15 protein-coding genes and 2 pseudogenes are annotated in these 18,262 nt (G+C 70.4%); 5 read left to right on the top strand and 12 right to left on the bottom strand.

The features are described from left to right. Nucleotides 1–96, top strand: a pseudogene (locus EV659_RS15185) (IS5 family transposase); the annotation flags it as partial. A 926-nt stretch (nt 97–1,022) separates the two neighbouring features. Here EV659_RS15185 and EV659_RS02455 read toward each other — a convergent pair. From EV659_RS02455 to EV659_RS02445, 3 genes are read right to left on the bottom strand one after another with little or no spacing between them, the layout of a single operon-like run. Continuing rightward, entirely contained in the window at nt 1,023–1,565 is a 543-nt protein-coding gene (locus tag EV659_RS02455) for a hypothetical protein (RefSeq protein WP_132707125.1), read from the bottom strand. A gap of 4 nt (nt 1,566–1,569) precedes the next feature. Continuing rightward, nucleotides 1,570–1,905, bottom strand: a complete 336-nt coding sequence (locus EV659_RS02450; protein ID WP_132707123.1) for a rod-binding protein — start codon at nt 1,903–1,905, stop codon at nt 1,570–1,572. Beyond that, nucleotides 1,902–3,023, bottom strand: coding sequence for a flagellar basal body P-ring protein FlgI (locus tag EV659_RS02445; protein WP_132707122.1), 1,122 nt, complete (start codon nt 3,021–3,023; stop codon nt 1,902–1,904). The genes EV659_RS02450 and EV659_RS02445 overlap by 4 nt, the downstream gene beginning before the upstream one ends. 185 nt (nt 3,024–3,208) lie before the next feature. On the opposite strand from EV659_RS02445, the gene EV659_RS02440 reads away from it, so the two are divergent. The 4 genes from EV659_RS02440 to rfbC all read left to right on the top strand — a co-directional run bounded on the left by EV659_RS02440 (nt 3,209) and on the right by rfbC (nt 6,341). Further along, complete coding sequence (locus EV659_RS02440) at nt 3,209–3,646, top strand: flagellar assembly protein FliX (RefSeq protein WP_132707120.1); 438 nt, start codon at nt 3,209–3,211, stop codon at nt 3,644–3,646. Between the two features lie 146 nt (nt 3,647–3,792). Beyond that, entirely contained in the window at nt 3,793–4,209 is a 417-nt protein-coding gene (gene dksA / locus EV659_RS02435) for an RNA polymerase-binding protein DksA (RefSeq protein ID WP_132707118.1), read from the top strand. A 75-nt stretch (nt 4,210–4,284) separates the two neighbouring features. After that, nucleotides 4,285–5,784 carry a mannose-1-phosphate guanylyltransferase/mannose-6-phosphate isomerase gene (locus EV659_RS02430; RefSeq protein WP_132707116.1) on the top strand — a complete coding sequence of 500 codons (1,500 nt, stop codon included), beginning with the start codon at nt 4,285–4,287 and terminating at the stop codon, nt 5,782–5,784. Then, a complete protein-coding gene (gene rfbC / locus EV659_RS02425; RefSeq protein ID WP_132707114.1) occupies nt 5,781–6,341 on the top strand; it encodes a dTDP-4-dehydrorhamnose 3,5-epimerase in 561 nt (186 codons plus the stop codon). Before EV659_RS02430 ends, rfbC begins: the two co-directional genes overlap by 4 nt. 182 nt (nt 6,342–6,523) lie before the next feature. Here rfbC and EV659_RS02420 read toward each other — a convergent pair whose 3' ends face one another. The 9 genes and pseudogenes from EV659_RS02420 to flgH all read right to left on the bottom strand — a co-directional run bounded on the left by EV659_RS02420 (nt 6,524) and on the right by flgH (nt 18,175). After that, entirely contained in the window at nt 6,524–8,260 is a 1,737-nt protein-coding gene (locus EV659_RS02420) for a hypothetical protein (RefSeq protein WP_132707112.1), read from the bottom strand. Between the two features lie 222 nt (nt 8,261–8,482). Further along, nucleotides 8,483–9,829, bottom strand: coding sequence for an alginate export family protein (locus tag EV659_RS02415; RefSeq protein WP_165878658.1), 1,347 nt, complete (start codon nt 9,827–9,829; stop codon nt 8,483–8,485). A gap of 679 nt (nt 9,830–10,508) precedes the next feature. Beyond that, a pseudogene (locus EV659_RS02410) lies at nt 10,509–11,531 on the bottom strand (sulfate/molybdate ABC transporter ATP-binding protein); the annotation flags it as partial. Nucleotides 11,532–11,594: 63 nt separating this feature from the next. Beyond that, nucleotides 11,595–12,461 (bottom strand): sulfate ABC transporter permease subunit CysW, encoded by an 867-nt coding sequence (cysW, locus tag EV659_RS02405; protein ID WP_132707106.1) that lies wholly within the window; start codon nt 12,459–12,461, stop codon nt 11,595–11,597. Beyond that, nucleotides 12,451–13,353, bottom strand: a complete 903-nt coding sequence (gene cysT, locus EV659_RS02400; RefSeq protein WP_132707104.1) for a sulfate ABC transporter permease subunit CysT — start codon at nt 13,351–13,353, stop codon at nt 12,451–12,453. Before cysT ends, cysW begins: the two co-directional genes overlap by 11 nt. Next, complete coding sequence (locus EV659_RS02395) at nt 13,350–14,435, bottom strand: sulfate ABC transporter substrate-binding protein (protein ID WP_132707102.1); 1,086 nt, start codon at nt 14,433–14,435, stop codon at nt 13,350–13,352. The genes cysT and EV659_RS02395 overlap by 4 nt, the downstream gene beginning before the upstream one ends. 439 nt (nt 14,436–14,874) lie before the next feature. Next, complete coding sequence (locus EV659_RS02390) at nt 14,875–16,680, bottom strand: SLC13 family permease (protein WP_132707100.1); 1,806 nt, start codon at nt 16,678–16,680, stop codon at nt 14,875–14,877. Nucleotides 16,681–16,702: 22 nt separating this feature from the next. Beyond that, nucleotides 16,703–17,182, bottom strand: a complete 480-nt coding sequence (locus EV659_RS02385) for an RrF2 family transcriptional regulator (protein ID WP_132707098.1) — start codon at nt 17,180–17,182, stop codon at nt 16,703–16,705. A gap of 210 nt (nt 17,183–17,392) precedes the next feature. Beyond that, nucleotides 17,393–18,175, bottom strand: a complete 783-nt coding sequence (gene flgH / locus EV659_RS02380) for a flagellar basal body L-ring protein FlgH (protein WP_132707096.1) — start codon at nt 18,173–18,175, stop codon at nt 17,393–17,395. Nucleotides 18,176–18,262 lie beyond the last annotated feature (87 nt).

Genomic DNA, 18,262 nt, shown 5'->3' with positions numbered 1-18,262 from the left:
GCGACCCGCTACGACAAAACCGCCGACAGCTATCTCGGCTTCATCCATCTCACCTCGATCCGCCTCTGGTTCCGCCACTTCGTCAACAGCCCCTAGGTCCGTCAGGGGATCGCCCAGGGCCTTAACGCGGTGGCATGGCAGGGGAGGGGGCGATGCGGTCGCCCTTGGTGCTGCCCATAGGTCGGCGTCGGCGTGTGCGGCGCGTGGTCGGGGGGCTCGGGCGGCCCGGTCCATAGAGGTTGAGCGCCGCTATCAGGACGCCGCCCAGCGTTGCGGCCGGATCTGCGGCATCGGTGGCCCTGGCCATGTGGGCCGGTGCGGGGTGGGCCGGTGCTGGCGGCGTCGCCGTGGCGCCCTCGGGCGCGCCGGTTGCCGGGCCGATCGGACAAGCGATCGCGGAGGCGGTGCCGGTCTCTGCCACCGCCGGCACCGCGCCCGGGCACTCGATCATCGACGCTGGTTCGACTGCCGCCGGTATGTCAGGGCAGGGGCGGGGAGCGGCGATGGCTGGCGACAGCGGGGCCACGTCCAGGCACGGCGCCGGGCCGGGCGGCGGGGGTGGTTGCGCTGGGCGGGCGTCGGGCCGGGGGTGGCACACCAGGCGCCGGGCGCCGCGTCGGGCGTCTGACGCTGTGTTGCTGCCGGCGTTCGCGGGACGTGCGGAGCCGGTGGCGCTGCGCGGTGTGGCGACGGGGCCGCCGTTCTGGGCCAAGCGCACGAGACAGGCGCCCCAGGCGGCGGCGACGACCGGGCCTGGCGGCGCGATTGGCCGCGCGCGGATGACGGCCGGCGGTGTCCCGGCGCCCGGGCGTGCGGTCCCGGTGCCAGTCTCGCGGCCCGTCCCGCTGCCAGTCCCGGGGGCGATCGCCGCGGCCGGGCCGCCAGACGGGGCGGGACCGGCCGAGCCAGAGCCGGCGCCTTGGTGGGTAGCGGATCGGTAGGCGCCGACGTCGGGCAGCGGGCCGGAGAGGGTCGGCGACGCCGCGGCCACGGTCATGGCGCGGGCGTCGCCGGTGGTTGGCTCACGCCTCGCTGTCCAAGGACAGCGACCGTACCGAGCCGGCGCGGCCATAGGCCATGCGGGCGTCGCGACCATAGTGGGGCACGCTATCGCGGCGCTGGCGGTTGGCCTCTTCGCTGATCGCGTTGACCACGCCTTCGCAGACGCTCTTCAACCGCCCGACCAGCCGCGCGTGATAGGCGACCACCCGGCGGAATGTTTCCATCACCTGGCGCAGATGGCGCCGCACGGCGCTGTCCTTGGGACCCAAGAGGGCGCTTTCATGCGCCTTCAGCACGTTGAGAAGCTTCTGATACTCGGCGGTCAGTCGGGCCTTCTCGCCTTGCAGCGGTTGCACCTCGCTCGGCCGTCGGCTCTCCAGCAGCTGCGTCTCGCGGGTGATCAGATCCATCAGGCTCTGGGTCACCTGAACGAACAGCGCCACCGGTCCGGCCATCGGCGGGGCGCCGGCGGTTGCGCCATCGCCGGCTGCGCCATGGGTTGGCGCGTCGGGGGTCGACGCTTGGGGGGGCGGCGCGTGCGGGTCCTTGGTCCTTTGATCCATTGGCTTACCTCTCTTGCAGGGCCAACAATTCCTGGCGAATCATATCGGCGATGCCGATGCCGCCGGCCTTGGCCATTTCCTTGCCCAGTTCCTCGGTGAGCATGGAGCGGAACATCTCGCCGCCCGGTCCGCCGCCGAACGGGCCGTCGGTGGGGATGGTGTCCATCATCGGCGCCAGCATTTGGGCCAGGAACATGGACTCGAACTTGGTCGCGGCCTTGTCCACGTCCACATTGGCGCCGGGTTGAAAGCGTCGGGTGATGTCCTCGGCGGCCGACTGGCCCTTTTGAATCCGGGCCAGGTCGAGGGTGGCGTTCATATGGCTGAGGGCGTCGGTCATTGGATTTCGATCTCCGCTTGCAGGGCGCCAGACGCCTTGATCGCCTGGAGGATCGAGATCATGTCGCGCGGCCCGATGCCGAGCGCGTTCAAGCCGTCGACCAGTTCCTGAAGCGTCACCGCCTCGGGCACCACCGCGAGCCGGTTCTGGTCGCCGGCGTCCACTTCCACGTCGGTGCGCGGCACCACCTGGGTCTCGCCGCCGCCGAACGGGTCGGGCTGCGACACCTGCGGCGTCTCGGCGATGCGGATGGTCAGATTGCCCTGGGCGATCGCCACCGTGGACACCCGCACGTCGGCGCCCATGACGATGATCCCGGCGCGGTCGTCGATGACGATGCGGGCCGGCTGGTCGGTGGTCACCTGCAACTGCTCGATGCCGACCACCATGTCCATCAGCGACTCTTCGAAACCGACCGGGCGGAACAATTGCACGGTGGCCGGGTCGATGGCCTGGGAGATGTCCTGGCCGAAATAGCCGTCGATGGCCTGTTCGATGCGCTTGGCGGTGGTGAAGTCGGGGTTCTTGAGCGCCAGCTTCAGGCTTTCGAGCTGCGAGAATTCGAAGTCGACCTGCTTTTCCACGATCGCGCCATTGGCGATCCGGCCCGAGGTCGGCACACCCTGGACGATCGACGCGGCATTGCCTTGGGCTGAAAAGCCGGCCACCGCCACCGGGCCTTGCGCGACCGCATAGACCTCGCCGTCTGACGCCTTGAGCGGCGTCGCCAGCAGCACGCCGCCGCGCAGGTCTTCGGCGTCGCCGATCGCCGAGACCTGCACGTCGATGCGCGAGCCCGGCCGGGCGAACGGCGGCAGGTCGGCGGTGACCATGACGGCGGCGGTGTTTTCGATCAAAATCCGGGTGTCGCGGATATTTGTGCCCAGTCGCTCCAGCATGGCGGTCAAACTTTGCTGGGTGAACGGCACATTTTGCAGGAAGTCGCCGGTGCCGTTGAGACCGGTGACCAGGCCGTAGCCGATCAACTGGTTCTCGCGCACGCCCTCCACGTCAATGATGTCCTTGAGGCGCGTTCTGGCCCCTTCGGCGTTGACGCTGGCGAGCGCAAACAGCCCCACGAGCATCGTTGCAATTCGCAACACAGGATGGAAAATCATGGTTGGTTCCTCGTTCGAGAAAGCGCCCGGCCCTTTTGGCGGGCTTGATCTCAAGGCCAAATATGCGAATATCGTGCCAAGCCGGCGAGGTGACACAGACCCGCACGGCGGATCGGCCAGCGCGTCCGGCGGCGCCCCACGGCTGCCCAGATTGACGCCAGCACTGGCGGAAGGACCGCAAGACCATGCGTGTGGACGGACCGGGGCGCACCAACGCTCCGCAGACGACGAAAAAGACCGGCAAGAGCAAAGGCAGCGGCGCTGCGCGGTTCGAGCCGACGCTCGACGAAACCGCCGACACCGCGGCGACCGAGGCCAAGGCGCCGGCGTCGGCTGCCGCGCCGGTGGCCGCGACCGGGTCGTTGCTCGCCCTGCAAGAGGCCCCCGATCCGGCCGAGGAAGGGCGGGCCAAGGGCATGATGCGCGCGCGCTCGCTGCTCGATCAACTCGAAGAGGTGCGCCGGGGCCTGCTGCTCGGGGCCATTCCGCAAAACCGCCTTGAGGCACTGGCGCGTATGGCGCGGCAGAACCGCGAGGCGTTCACCGACCCGCGCCTCAATGCTCTGCTCGACGAGATCGAGTTACGGGCGGAGGTGGAACTGGCCAAGCTGGAACAGATCTAGCGTCGGTACCCTGCGCCGAGCGCCGCTGATAACGCAATTGCGCTTGCTCGTTAACCCTGAAGGCATTATACACCGCGCCGCATAGTGGCGTCCGCGGCCATCTCACCGTGGGCGTCGCCGCTGGACCAACTGTGCGGAGAGTGGCCATGGCGATCGATCTGCCCGAACAGTATCGTCCGAGCCAGGACGAAGAGTTCATGAACCCCCGGCAGCTCGAGTATTTCCGGCGTAAACTCCTGGATTGGCGCGAAGACATCATGCGCGAGGCCAAGGAGACCCTGTCCAATCTGCAACGCGAAAGCCTCAAGGAACCCGATGTGGCCGACCGGGCCTCGTCCGAGACCGACTGGTCGGTGGAACTGCGTACCCGGGACCGGCAGCGCAAACTGATCGCCAAGATCGACGCGGCCTTGCGCCGCATCGAGACCGGCGAGTATGGCTATTGCGAAGTGACCGGTGAGCCGATCGCGCTCGAACGGCTGGACGCGCGGCCCATCGCCACCATGACCATCGAGGCGCAGGAGCGTCACGAAAAGCGCGAAAAGGTCTATCGCGACGATTGAGCGCCGCCCCAGGGTCGCAGCCGCACCCCGGGGCCGTACTGCCGTCGTGACGGGGCCAAGCAAGGGGGGCCGCCCGTGGATACCGATGGGGCGTCGAGGTTGATTTGTCCGGTGATCCTGTCGGGCGGGACCGGAAGCCGGTTGTGGCCCTTGTCGCGGGCGGGATACCCGAAACAGTTTCTACCCCTGGCCGGCGACCGCACCTTGTTTCAGGACACGGTGGCGCGGGTCGCCGGTCCCGGGTTTGCCGCGCCGCTGGTGATCTGCAACGACGATCATCGCTTTATCGTCGCCGAACAGCTGCGCAGCGCCGGCGCCGAGGCGCGCGCCATCGTGCTGGAGCCGGTCGGGCGCAACACCGCGCCCGCGGCCGCCATCGCCGCCCTGCACCTGGTGGGCGAGACCGAGGATGGCGACGACCCGGTGATGCTGATCATGCCGTCGGACCATCGCATCGCCGAGCCCGACGCGTTCCGCGCCGCGGTCGACCGCGCCGCCCCGGCCGCCGCTGCGGGCGCCCTGGTCACGTTTGGCATCACCCCAGACCGGCCCGAGACCGGCTATGGCTACATCAAGGCCGCCGGGCCGTTCGGGGCCCATGACGGCGTTTCGGCGGTCGAGCGCTTCGTCGAGAAGCCGGACGCCGAGATCGCGGCGGGCTATCTGGCCGCCGGTGGCTATCACTGGAACAGCGGCATCTTCCTGGTTTCGGCGCGCCGCTATCTGGACGAGTTGACCGCCTGGTGTCCGGACATGGTGGCGGCGTGTCGCGCTGCCCTCGACGGTGCCGCGGCGGACCTGACCTTCTGCCGGCTCGACGCCGAGGCCTTCGCCCGCTCGCCGGCCGATTCCATCGACTATGCGGTGATGGAGCGGACCGCGCACGCCGCCGTGGTGCCGGTGGCCATGGGCTGGAGCGATCTGGGCGCCTGGTCGGCGGTGTGGGACGCCGGCGCCAAGGACGCAGCCGGCAACGCCACGCGCGGCGACGTGATCCTGCACGACACCCGCAACGCCTATGTGCGCGCCGAACACGGGCTGGTGGCGGTGGCCGGGCTCGACGACGTGGTGGTGGTGGCCACCGACGACGCGGTGCTGGTCGCCGACCGCCGGCGCGCTCAGGACGTCAAGGCGCTGGTCGAGCGGCTCAAGGCCGACGGGCGCAGCGAACAGGATTTGCACACCACCGTGCACCGGCCGTGGGGCAGCTATCGCGGCGTCGACCGGGGCGAGCGGTTCCAGGTCAAGCGCCTGACCGTGGCGCCGGGCGAGCGCCTGTCGCTGCAAATGCACCACCATCGCGCCGAACACTGGGTGGTGGTCAGCGGCACGGCGCGGGTCACCCGCGGCTCTGAGACCTTTCTGCTGGGCGAGAACCAGTCCACCTACATCCCCATGGGCGAGGTGCACCGGCTGGAAAACCCGGGCAAGCTGCCCTTGCATCTGATCGAGGTGCAGTCGGGCAGCTATCTCGAAGAAGACGATATCGTCCGCTTCGAGGACGGCTATGGCCGTCACCCGGGCGGTGCCGAAAGCCCGGCGGGGCAGGGCGGACCGGGCGAGGGCGCGGCGTGAGTGTCGTCGTCGAGCCGCTGGCGATCCCCGACGTCAAGCGCATCCGCACGCGCCGGCACGGCGACGCCCGCGGCTTCTTCAGCGAGACCTACAACGCCCGCGATTTCGCCGCCGCCGGCATCGACCTGACCTTCGTGCAGGACAATCACGCCTATTCAGCGGCGCGCCACACGGTGCGCGGGCTGCACTTCCAGACCCCGCCCCACGCCCAGGCCAAGCTGGTGCGCGTGCTGTCGGGGGCGATCTGGGACGTGGCGGTGGATTTGCGCGTCGGCTCGCCCAGCTATGGCGCCCATGTGGCGCTCGAACTGAGCGCCGAGAGCGGCGACCAGATCCTGGTGCCCGAAGGCTTCGCCCATGGCCTGGTGACGCTCGCCCCCCATACCCAGGTGCTCTACAAGGTCAGCGCCTTCTACGCCCCCGACCATGACCGGGGGCTGCTGTGGCACGACCCGGCGCTTGGCATCGACTGGCCGGTGAGCCCCGAGGCCGCCATCGTCTCCGACAAGGACCGCACCCAACCGCGCCTCGCCGATCTGCCCCGCGTGTTCGCCTGAACACGCCCCGGGCGGCAAGGCTCATGCGGTCCGGTCGGGAAGGCCGGTTTTCGCTCTCTTGGCCGGGCGGCCCCACCGATCGCAGCGCATAAGGCGACCGACAGGGGCCTTATGCGCCGGCTGGCGGCGTGAGCGGGTGAGCGGGCCCCCGCCGCCTTTGGTCGCCTGGCGCGTTCTACGGTCTACTGGTTGTCGCGCTGCGGGGTGGCGTGCGGGGCGTTGTAGGTCACGGCTTCCACATCCGAGGACGGGGGCGCGCCACCGGCGGCGTTGGGGCCGGTCACCCGGTGGCGCTGGCTTAGCGCCTCGGCGTTCAGCGCCTGGAATTGCTGGACCGTCTCGACGTCCGTTTGCGATTGCAGGCCGGCGACATTTTGCGTGCCTTGTTCATACTCATGCAGAGACCGATTGATGGCGTCGAGCGTGGCGTCGTCCATCTCAAGGCGCAGCATGTGGCGTGGGCGGCGAAAGCTGGCCGCAGTGACGCCGACGAAGCTGCTGGACAACAACTCGGCGCACCAGATCCGTTCGGTCAGTTCAGCGCGGATCATCTGGTTCTCCGACATGGTGCTGTCGTGCACGCCCTTGCCCACCACCATGCGGGTTTCCTGGAACGTTCCTTGCAGTTCCAGCAGGACCAGCTTCGATCGGAACCACATCTCCGCGCGGAGCAACGTGGCGGCCCGGAACAATCCAAGGCCGGTGACCCACAAGGCGACGAAGCCCAGCACCGCTTGTCCCGCCTCGGGCCAAGCGGCCGGCGACAGCTCCCGGGCGCCGATGAACAAGACCGCCAGTGCCGCAATGGAGACCGCCGTCGCCAGGGCGGTCAGCGCCAGAATCCATCCGAACAGGAGCGGCTTTTCGCGCAGCAGCAGCGGCTCGGGCTGTGTTTCCACCAGACGCAAGCCGGTGAACGAGCCGCGGCTGCCGTCGCCTTCGCGTTGCAGGTGCGGGTCGATGGCGGCGTATTGACGGTTGGGGATTTCCAGCAGGCGAAACTCCAACATGCTCTGATCGAACCGGAACACCAGGTCCAATGGCTGACGGGTCACTTGGCGCTGACCCGCGCATTCGCTGACGTCGGTTTGTGGGTCGGCGCTGGCGGCGCGGACCAGCACGGCGGCGAAGACCAGCGCCGGGGCGGCGATGGCCAACACCGTCAGGCCGATCAGCCAGGGCAAACCGTCGATCGGCAATGCCGGGATCGTCAGGGTGGGGTTCTGCGATACCCAGACGATCGCCGCCGGGGCCAGCAACGCCAACACCACCGACAGGGCCAGCGCACCGGGGCCGGTGCGGACGGTGCGGGTCGGTTGTCCCAGGCTGCGCGCCCAGCCGATCAGGGCCAGCAACTGGCCCAGCGCGACCAGGGCCGCGAACCAGTTCCATTCGGTGGCGGACAATGGCAGCAGATTGCTGCTGGCGATCAGATAAACAAGACCGGTCACCAATGCGATGGCGAGCACGCGCAGGGCGCTATGTCCGGCGATCAGGGCGGCATAGCGCAATGGTTCCGGGATGAATTGCAAGCGGTGAAAAACCGCCGCGATCAGCCGGTCGACGGCGCCTTGGGGTTCGCCGATATGGGGATTGGTTCGATGGCGCAAGGCGTCTGCCAGGGCCGCGGGCGGGGTCGTGTCGGTCAGATCGGCGGGCGCCGAGCGGCCCATGTAGAGGCGGGTCAACCTCATGACCGCCACGCCCACGGCAGCGAAGCCGATCGACAGCATCAACGCGCCGACGCCTAGTCGAACCCATCCCAATGCGGAGCCACCGCGCGCGACCACCGCTTGAACGTCAATGAGTAACAGCCCGCCAAGGGTCAGTGCCACAACGCCCACCGCCAGTTGCGCGATGCCGTGCGGTACGAACCGGTTCGGGACCCGAAACCCTTTCGAGCCATAGGCATATGTCATGACGTGCCCCCTATTTGACCGAGATACCCCGTGTAGAACCTTGATAAAAGGAAACGGTGGCGGCGCCAAGGTGGCAGCGACCCGATGGACTGGATTACTGTCCGCCGGTCGGCGCGGGGGGTGGAAAACCGCCGCGTCATGGCTGCTGCGCGATGCCTCGAAGCAGGGCGATCGTCGTGATCCGGGCTGGGCGTTGCTGTGGTGAGCGCTCTGGCGCCGCGGTCAAAACAGCAGCCGGATGTCGGTATAGGCGTAGGCGGGGGTGCCGGCGCCGGTGGCGTTGGGGGCGGTGGCGAGGAAGCGGCCATTGGCGAACACCGCCGCACCGGCTTCCAGGCGCACCTGACCGGGCAGCAGCCAGAAGCGCAGCCGCGCCTCCACCTGGTGGCCGGCAAAGCGGCCGGACAGGCCGCCAGGGTCGCGCACGCCCGAGCGTGCGAAGGCGTCGGCGCGGTCTTCAAGCCAATTGGCGCGCCAGATGACGTGCGCGCTCAGCCGGTCGGTGGGCTGGATCGACAGCCGTGGGCCGGCCGAGATCAGGTTCTCGCGGCCCAACAGGCCATAAAGCCCGGTCGGCCCGAAATCGGTCCGGCGCGGCCCGAACAGGCAGTCGAAGCGGGTGTGGCGGCCGTTGCCGGTGTCGCCATCGCCGCTGCCGATATCCAGATTGAGGCCAAGACGCGGCCGCCACGGTGTGGCCCAGGTATAGCCGATGGCGGCATGGTGGGCGTGGGCGAACACCGACAGGCGCTCGGTGTCGAGGGGCGAGCGCCCGGCATGGCGGTGGCCCAATTGCAAGTTGGTTTCCAGGTCCAGGTCGACGGCGCCGGGGCGCGGCGGGCGCACCAGGCGCAGGCCGGGGGTATAGATCTGCCGGTCGCGGCTGTCATAGACGCCGGGTTGGTCGCGTTCGTGCAGGCCGTAGACATAGGTCTCGACCCCGATGCCGGCGATCAGGTCCGGTCGGTGCAGCCACAGGCCCCAGAATTGCAGGTTGAAATCCTCCCGGTCGAAGCGCACCCGGTTGTCGGACACGGCGTCGAAGCCACTGGGGCGCGGGCGCACCGGCAGGAAATAGAAACCGCGCACCTCGCCGCCGCCCGCCCCGCGCCAGTGGCCGCTGACGCCGTTGAACGATTGGATCGCGTTGCGGAACCGGTTGCGCGCCACCAGCCGCCGGCTGCCGATGTCGAGCGTCTGGCGCCCGAAGCGCAGGTCGAGCCGGTCGCCGGCGGTGAACAGGTCGCGGCCGTCATAGCGCAGATGCGCCTGGATCGGCTCGACGGCGTTGACCATGCTGGTGTTCACCGAGCTTTGGTCGCCGGTCAGATAGGCGCGGCTGTCCTGCAATTCGGCGGTCAGCGACCAGGCCGGGCCAACCCGCACGTCGGCGCGCACCAAGGTGCGCAGCGACAGCGCCTCGTCGCGGCCGCTGAGCCCCGGCCGGAACTGGTTGACCAGGGTCGAATAGCGCAGCCGGTGCTCGCCCGACAGGGTCAGCCAGTCGGGCGTGGCGAGCGCCCGGTCGAGCCGCCAGGGCTGGTCGGACACGGCCGTGTCGGCGGCCATGGCGGCGCCCTGGGGGCCGGGGGCGAGGGCTGCGACGCTCGCCCAGGCGGCGGTCGCCAGGCCGATGGTCCCGGCGATCCTCCGGCGACCGTGGGGGCGCCGCTTCGATGGGGGACGCGTCGCGGATGGAAAAGACAGTGCGGACATGGGCAGCCTCGATACCAAATAGGTGAAGGCTAAAATTTTTTCGAGCAATCCAGATTTTGAAAGTAGTAAGATTGGTCGAAAAATGAGTCGAGACTTTATTGGTCTCGGTAGGTGCGCGGCCAGGTTGAGCGCCGATCAAGAGACATGGATTGGATGGGGGGCGCCGGCGCGCGGGCTTGTGGCCCGGCGGGGACGCGAGCCCCAGGGTGGCGGAGACGGGAGCCCGAGACAGGTGGCAGAGACCGGCGGCGGAGACAGGTGGCAGAGACGGGGGGGCGGCGCCCTCGGGTCCGCCACCTGTCTGGCGTCGGCTGGTGCGGTCGGGCGGTCAGCCGGCGGCGTGTGCGCGGTCGGGCTTTGGGCCAGGGGGCGCCAGGGCGGTGCCTGGCCGGGGCGCGACCACGATCGGGCGGCGTGGCGCCGCCGGGGCGGGAAACAGGCTCGGCCGGGTGATGTCGAAGCGGATCGACGCGCCCACCGGCGGTGCTGCGTCGGTGGCCACGTCGATCTCCACCGGGGTGCTGGCGGCCGGAGCATCGCCCGGGCGGGGCAGGTCGGCGCTATGGGGCGGACCGGCGGCGTCGGACGGGGCGTCGGGCGGCGCATCGGACGGGGCGTCGGACGGGGCATCGGGGCGAAGCGCCACGTCGAGCCGGCGCCGGTCGCCCTGGCGGCGGCTGGCCACGACCCGACCGACCAGCGCGCCGGTGTCGGCCAGGCGTGCATGGTGGGGCCGGAAGAACAGCCGCACCGGCCCGTCGGCGGCCGGCACCGGGCCGAGCGCGCGCCCGGCGACCCACAGGCGGCCGGCGCGCACCGTGGCCGGCAGCGACGAGGAATCGCCGATGAACGCGAACACGAACGGGCTCGCCGGCCGGTCGTAGAGGGTGTCGGGGTCGGCCACCTGTTCGACCCGGCCGGCGTTCATCACCACCACCCGGTCGGCCAGTTCGAGCGCTTCGTCCTGGTCGTGGGTGACGAACACGGTGGTGTGGCCGGTGCGGTCGTGAAAGCCGCGCAGCCAGTGGCGCAGGTCCTTGCGCACGCGGGCGTCGAGGGCGCCGAACGGCTCGTCGAGCAGCAGCACCCGGGGGTCGGTGGCGAGCGCGCGCGCCAGGGCGACGCGCTGGCGCTGGCCGCCGGACAGTTGGTCCGGGTAGCGCCGGTCGAGCCCGTCGATCTGCACCAGGGCGAGCAGCCTGCGGGCGCGCGCGGCGATCTCGGCCCGGGGCGGGCGCCGGCGGGCCGGGCACACGCTCAGCCCGAACGCCACATTGTCGAGCACGGTCATGTGCTTGAACAGGGCATAGTGCTGGAACACGAAGCCGATATTGCGCTCCTGCACGCTCAGCGAGGCGGCGTCCTGGTCGCCGAACAGGATGCGCCCGGCACTGGGCCGTTCGAGCCCGGCGAGCACCCGCAACAGCGTGGTCTTGCCCGAGCCCGAGGGGCCGAGCAACGCCACCAACTCGCCGTCGTGGATGGTCAACGAGGTGTCGTCGAGGGCGGCGAAGCGCCCGAATTCCTTGCGCACATGGTCGATGCGAACGTCCATTGGATATCTCCGTGAACCAGGCCGGTAGGGTGGCGGCGGGGACAGGTGGGGATCAGCCGGGGATCAGGCGCCGGCGGCGCGGCGGCGCTGGCTGCGTTGCCATTCGAGCGCGGTCTTGGCCGCCAGGGTGACCAGCGCCAACAGCGCCAACAGCGTCGCCACGGCGAACGCGGCGAGGAAATTGTATTCGTTGTAAAGAATCTCCACATGCAGCGGCATGGTGTTGGTGACGCCCCGGATGTGGCCCGACACCACCGAGACGGCGCCGAACTCGCCCATCGCCCGGGCGTTGCACAGCAACACGCCATAGAGCAGCGCGAACCGCACATTGGGCAGGGTGACCCGACGGAAGGTGGCCCAGCCGCCAGCGCCAAGGGTCAGGGCGGCCTCTTCCTCGGCGGTGCCCTGCGCCTCCATCAACGGGATCAACTCGCGCGCCACGAACGGCAGGGTGACGAACACAGTGGCCAGGACGATCCCCGGCAGCGCGAACAGTACCTGAAGGCCGTGGCCCTGCAACCACGGCCCGAGCGCGCTGCCGGCGCCGAACAACAGCACATAGATCAGCCCGGAAATCACCGGCGAGACCGAGAACGGCAGGTCGATCAGGGTGACCAGGAGCGCCTTGCCGCGAAACTCGAACTTGGTCACCGCCCAGGCTGCGGCCAGGCCGAAGACGATGTTGAGCGGCACGGCGATGGCGGCGACGGTCAGGGTCAGCCGGATCGCCGCCAGCGCGTCGGGCTCGGCGATCGCCGCCAGGAACGCCGCCGGCCCGCGCGCGAACGCCTCGGCGAACACGCTCACCAGGGGCATCAGCAGGAAAGCGGCCAGGAACGCCATGGCCACGGCGATCAGCCCGGCGCGGACCAGCGGCGGTTCGCCGGTCGGGGGCGGTGGCGCTTGGGGAGCGGTGGGGTTAGCGGGCATCGGTCAGGCGCCTCCGGTTCCAGGCCTGGAGCAGGTTGATCACCAGCAAGAGGGCGAACGAGATCGACAGCATCATCACGCCGACCGCGGTGGCGGCGGGATAATTGAATTCTTCAAGCTTGATGACGATCAGCAGCGGCGCGATCTCGGAGACATGGGGCAGGTTGCCGGCGATGAAGATCACCGAGCCGTACTCGCCGACGCCGCGGGCGAGCGCGAGTGCGAAGCCGGTTGCCCAGGCGGGCAGCAGGCTCGGCGCGATCACCCGGCGCACGGTCTGGGCGCGGCGCGCGCCCAGGCTGGCCGCCGCCTCCTCCCACTCGCGGTCGATTTCGGCGATCACCGGTTGAAGGGTACGGACCACGAACGGCAGGCCCACGAACACCAGCGCCACGACAATGCCCGCCGGGGCATAGGCGACCTGGATGCCCAAGGCCGCCAGCGGCTTGCCAAGCCAGCCTTGCGGGCCATAGAGGGCGGCGAGGGCGATGCCGGCGACCGCGGTCGGCAGGGCGAACGGCAGGTCGACCACGGCGTCGAGCAGCCGCCGGCCGGCAAACCGGTAGCGTACCAGCACCCAGGCGACCAGCGCCCCGAACACCGCGTTGACCCCGGCGGCGATAAGCGCGGCGCCGAAGCTGGTGCGCAGGGCGGCCAGAGTGCGCGGGTCGCGGGCCAGGTCCCAGAACGCCGCCGCGCCCAACTCGGTGCTGCGCCAGACCAGGGCGGCCAGCGGGATCAGCACCACCAGCCCCAGATAGCCGAGCGTGATCCCGAGCGTCGGACCGAAGCCCGGGATCACGCTCGGTGCCCGCCAGCCCCGGCGGGCCGGCCCGGGGCCGGGGCCGGGGCCGGGGGAGGCGGCGGCGGTAACGGTGCGAGGCGCGGTCATCGCGCGCCCTTCCCGGCGGGCGTGTAGATCTGGTCGAACACGCCGCCATCGTCGAAATGGGTCGCTTGCGCCGCCGACCAACTGCCGAACACCGCGTCGACGGAGAAAAGCTCCATGGCGGGCAGGCGTTCCGCGCGCGTCCAGTCCACCGCCTCGGGTCGGGCCGGGCGGTAGAAGTGCCGGGCCGCCAGGGTCTGGGCCTCGGCGCTGTAGAGATAGCGCAGATAGGCTTGGGCCAGGGCGCGGGTGCCGCGCGCGTCCACATGGCCGTCGACCCAGGCGACCGTGGGTTCGGCCAGGATCGACCGCGCTGGCCGGACGATGTCGAAGGCGTCGGCGCCCAGTTCGCGCAGCGCCAGATGGGCCTCGTTCTCCCAGGCCAGCAGCACGTCGCCGATGCCCCGGCGCACGAAGGTGGTGGTCGAGCCGCGCGCGCCGGTGTCGAGCACCGGTACATTGGCGAACAGCCGGCTCATGAACGCCCGCACCCGCGCCTCGTCGCCGTCGAAGCGGCGCAGGGCGTGCGCCCAGGCGGCCAGATAGTTGAGCCGCGCGGCGCCCGAGGTTTTCGGGTTGGGGGTGATCACCGCCACGTCGGCGCGCACCAGATCGTCCCAATCGGCGATCTCCTTGGGGTTGTCGGCGCGGACCAGGAACACGATGGTCGAGGTGTAGGGCGCGCTGCCATGGGGCAGGCGGGTGCGCCAGTCGGCGGCGATCCGGCCCGAATGGTGGGCGATGGCGTCGATGTCCACCGGCACCGCCAGGGTGACCACGTCGGCCATCAGCCCGTCGATCACCGCGCGCGCCTGTTTGCCCGACCCGCCGTGGGACTGCTGCACGCGCACGCGGTCGCCGGTCTCGGCGCGCCACTGCTCGGCGAAGGCGGCGTTGACGTCGCGATAGAATTCCCGCGTCGGGTCGTAGGACACGTTGAGCAGCGTGGGCGTGGCGGCCTGTGCCGCCGGGGCGCCGGCGAGCGATGGCGCCATCAGCGTGCCGGCGGCCAGGATCAAGCCGACGACGGCCCGCCGGGTGCGGCGACGCCCGCCAGATCGGCGGGCAACGGGGCTATGGGTCATGGTAAATCTCCTATCGAACAACTTAACTCTATCGGATTGATCGACTTTATCAAGAGCCTTGCGACGCGGCCGGCGACGCCCACCGCGGGCGGGCGGCGGCGGCGCTTTTCGCCGGTCGCCCGACCCGGCCGCTGGCGCGCCGGTTTGGGCGTTTGGCCCGGCGCTCACCCCCATGCGCCGCCTCGGCCGTCGTTGCGATCCGCCTTCAGGCGGCGCGGCAAGCCATGGGATCGGTGGCGGCCGGGCTCTGGTCTGGGCGGTGCTCTGGGTGCCATGACCGAGCCGGGTGCTGTGCCTGGCTCATGACCGGCGAGGACACCGCAGGGGCGCCTTGGCACCCACACGGGGCTTTATCGGTCCTGAGGAGGGCGGGCTCGCTTCCACACCTGTGATGCGACCGCATCGACAACAGACAGGGGGCGTGCCTCGTGGGGCTGGGTCAGGCGGCGAGGCTGAGGATGGCGATGCTGGTGGCGCCGACGATCAGGGTCAGCGGCGCGCCCTGGACCAGAAAGTCGCGCAGGCGATAGCCCGCCGCGCCCATGACGATGGTGTTGTTGTGGTGGCCGAACGGGGTCAGAAAGTCGGTCGACGCGCCGGCGGCCACGGCGAGCAGGAGGATGTCGGGCTCGGTGCCGCCCAACTGCGCGGCGTTGAGCGCCACCGGCGCCATGATCGCCGCCGCCGCCACATTGTTGACGAACGGCGTGATCAACGCCGAGATCAGCCAGACGCCGGCGATCAGCAGCATCGGTTCGGCATGGGCCAGCGCCAAGAGCGGTCGCGCCAGTTGCGCCGCAGCCCCGGTGTGCTCGAACGCCTCGGCGACCGGGATCAGAGCCGCCAACATCAACACCGCGCGCCAGTCGATGCGCCGGATCAGGTCGGGCAGGGCGGCGGCACCGCTCAACCCGGCGACCAGCAAGGCGGCGCCGAACGCCAGCTCGGGCGCCAGGATCTGAAATCCCGCCAGCAGCACGCCGACCAGCAACGCCACCGCCGCCAGCGGGTCGAGCGGGCCGGCAACCGGCGTGCCCGAGTGCGCCAGGGCCAGCAAGCCAGCGTCGTCGACGGCGGCGCGCACCCGGTGCGCAGGCCCCGCCAGCACCGCCACGTCGCCCACCGACAAACGCACATCGCCCAGCCGGGCGTCGGCGCGGGGGTGACCGCCGCGCAGCCCGGCGACCCGCACGCCCCGGGCCTCGAACGCCAGCACCGCCGCCGTCGGGCTGCCGAGCGCCAGGCTCGCCGGTGCGACCACCGCCTCGACGATGGTATCACCCGCCCCAGCGCCGCCGATCACCGCCCCGGCGGCCGCCAGCCGGTCGAACAGCGGGCGCGGGCCGCGCAGGACCAGAATGTCGTCGGCTTCCAGGCGGATCGTGTCGCGGCGCTGGAACACGAACAGGCCCTGGCGCACCACATGGACGATCTCCATACGGGCCTCGGCCTCGACCCGGGGCAGCCGCTGTCCGGCCCAGCCGGTGGCCGGGGTCACCCGGGCCTCGAACAAGACCGGTCCGGCGTCGTCGCGCAGCGGCCGGTCATCGTCGGCCTGGGCGACCTTGCCGGCCCAGGCGGTCTCGCCGGCGTCGCCACCGTCGGCCCCGGGGCGGTCGGCATCCGCGTCGGGGGCGGCGCGGCTGGCGGTGGGCCGGCGACCGAGCCACAGCCAGGCGAGCCCGGCCAGGGTCGCCGGCCCGCCCACCATGGCGAAGGCGAAAAAGTCGATGCCGGCACCGAGTGCTTCCTGCTTGGCCGCGCTGACCACCAGATTGGGCGGCGTGCCGATCAACGAGCACATGCCGCCGAGCAGGGTGGCAAACGACAGCGCCATGAGCACCCGCCCCGGCGCCAGCCGCTGGCGTCGACAGCCCGCATAGGCCACCGGCAGCATGATCGCCAGCGCGCCGATATTGTTCATGACCATGGACAGCCCGGCGCCGCCGAGGCACAGCATGCCGACCAACTGGCGCTCGGTGCGCAGCCGGGCCAGCACCGGCGTCGCCAGCCGGTCGACCAGGCCCGAGCGGGCCAACAGGCCGGCCAGCATCAGAATCTCGACCACGGTGATGACCGCGGGGTCGGCGAGCCCGGCGAAGGCGTCGTCGGGCGCCACCAGGCCGGTGGCCAAGGCCGCCGCGAGCGCGCTGAGCGCCACCAATTCGGTGCGCCAGCGCCCCCAGGCCAATGCCGCCAGGGTGGCCACCAGCAGCGCCACGATCAGCCCCTGTTCGGCGGTCATCAGGCGGCCCCGGCGGTCGGCGTCAGCCTTGCCCGGCGGCGCGGGTCGCCTTGGGGGCTGCGGGCAGCGGGTCGACAGCGGGGGCCCGCCCGGCGAGCGCGTCGGCCAGGGTGGTGGTGTCGAGCACGGCGCGGGTCGCTTCGGTCACCCGGGCGAACACCCGGCGGATTTCGCACGCCTCTTCGCTGTCGCAGTCCTCGCACGGGCGGTAGGCCACCCGGCTCAGGCACGGCAACGGCGCGAGCGGTCCGTCGACGATGCGCAGCACCTCGCCGAAGGTGATCCGGTCGGCGGGCTTGAGCAGGGCATAGCCGCCGTTCTTGCCGCGCCGGCTTTCCAGCAGGCCCTGGCGTTTGAGGTCGAGCAGGATTTGTTCGAGGAACTTGTGCGGGATCGACTGGCGCTCGGCGATCTCGGCGATGATCAGCGCCTCGCCGCGGCCATGGGCCTGGGCCAACAGGATCAAGGCACGCAGGGCATAGCGGGCTTTTTGCGAGATCATCGGCGGCGCACTCCGATCGGCGGGCGGGTTTATGACCGGTGTTTACGCAACGCTGCCAGATAAGTCTATCGGGTCGATGGGATAATCGGCGCTTCCGCAGCTTCGTCCGCAGCCCCGGCCATCGCAACGCCCCGGCAGATTGTGCCGGGGCGCGCGCGATGGCGATCGATTGCGGCGGTCGGTTGCGGGGCCGCCGGCTCGGGCGACCGCTCAGAACGGGAAGATGATGTCGTAGAGCTGCTGGCCGTAGCGGGGTTGCTGCACATCGGTGATCTGGCCGCGCCCGCCGTAGGAGATGCGCGCCTCCGCCACCTGGGTGTGGTTGATGGTATTGTCCGACGCGATGTCCTGCGGGCGCACCACGCCGGCGATATAGACCTCGCGCAGTTCGAAATTGACCCGCACCTCCTGGCGCCCTTCGATCACCAGATTGCCGTTGGGCAGCACGTCCTTGACGATCGCCGCCAGGGTCGTGGTGATCTGTTCGTCGCGCTGGATCGCGCCGCTGCCGCTGTAGACGCTGTCGGCGGCGGTGCCGAAGGCGGGGTTGGTGGGGATGCCGGCGGCGGCCAGATTGTTGACCAGCCCCAACAGCGCCTCGGCCGAGGCGTCTTCGGTGCTCGACCGGCTGCGCTGGGTGCCGTTTTCCAGGTCCGCCTGGTCGTTGATGTTGATGCGCACGGTGACGATGTCGCCCACTTCGTCGGCGCGCTGATCCTTGAAGAACGCCTGCGCGCCGGTACGCCACAGGCTGCCGGCGGTGCGCTGGGTCGGCTGGGTCGACGGCATCGGCAGGCTGAGCGAGCGTTCGCGCGGCGGTGCGGCAACATTTTCCACCGCGCGCATGTCCGGCGCCCGGCCGATATTGGCGACCCGGTCGGCCGCACCGCAGCCGGCAAGCAGGGCCGAGACCAGGGCGGCGGCGGTCAGCCTGGCGGCGGTGCGGGGCCGCAGGCGGGGGGCGGTGGTAAGGCTCGAACGGTGCGCGGTCATGATCTTCTATCCTCTGACGGGCCGTGTTTCTGGCCTGGCTCTCTGGGGCTTGGCGATGGTCTGCGGCGTCGGCTCTTGGCGTTTTCG

The organism is Rhodothalassium salexigens DSM 2132, assembly GCF_004341375.1.
GTDB lineage: Bacteria > Pseudomonadota > Alphaproteobacteria > Sphingomonadales > Rhodothalassiaceae > Rhodothalassium > Rhodothalassium salexigens.
The sequence above is the reverse complement of the archived record's forward strand: the minus strand, read 5'-3'. Positions and strand labels throughout refer to the sequence as shown.

Coding starts and splice junctions, on each gene's coding strand:
- EV659_RS02455 (WP_132707125.1), bottom strand. CDS start 1,565: ATGGATCAAAGGACCAAGGACCCGCACGCGCCGCCCCCCCAAGCGTCG.
- EV659_RS02450 (WP_132707123.1), bottom strand. CDS start 1,905: ATGACCGACGCCCTCAGCCATATGAACGCCACCCTCGACCTGGCCCGG.
- EV659_RS02445 (WP_132707122.1), bottom strand. CDS start 3,023: ATGATTTTCCATCCTGTGTTGCGAATTGCAACGATGCTCGTGGGGCTG.
- EV659_RS02440 (WP_132707120.1), top strand. CDS start 3,209: ATGCGTGTGGACGGACCGGGGCGCACCAACGCTCCGCAGACGACGAAA.
- dksA (WP_132707118.1), top strand. CDS start 3,793: ATGGCGATCGATCTGCCCGAACAGTATCGTCCGAGCCAGGACGAAGAG.
- EV659_RS02420 (WP_132707112.1), bottom strand. CDS start 8,260: ATGACATATGCCTATGGCTCGAAAGGGTTTCGGGTCCCGAACCGGTTC.
- EV659_RS02415 (WP_165878658.1), bottom strand. CDS start 9,829: ATGGCCGCCGACACGGCCGTGTCCGACCAGCCCTGGCGGCTCGACCGG.
- cysW (WP_132707106.1), bottom strand. CDS start 12,461: ATGCCCGCTAACCCCACCGCTCCCCAAGCGCCACCGCCCCCGACCGGC.
- cysT (WP_132707104.1), bottom strand. CDS start 13,353: ATGACCGCGCCTCGCACCGTTACCGCCGCCGCCTCCCCCGGCCCCGGC.
- EV659_RS02395 (WP_132707102.1), bottom strand. CDS start 14,435: ATGACCCATAGCCCCGTTGCCCGCCGATCTGGCGGGCGTCGCCGCACC.
- EV659_RS02390 (WP_132707100.1), bottom strand. CDS start 16,680: ATGACCGCCGAACAGGGGCTGATCGTGGCGCTGCTGGTGGCCACCCTG.
- EV659_RS02385 (WP_132707098.1), bottom strand. CDS start 17,182: ATGATCTCGCAAAAAGCCCGCTATGCCCTGCGTGCCTTGATCCTGTTG.
- flgH (WP_132707096.1), bottom strand. CDS start 18,175: ATGACCGCGCACCGTTCGAGCCTTACCACCGCCCCCCGCCTGCGGCCC.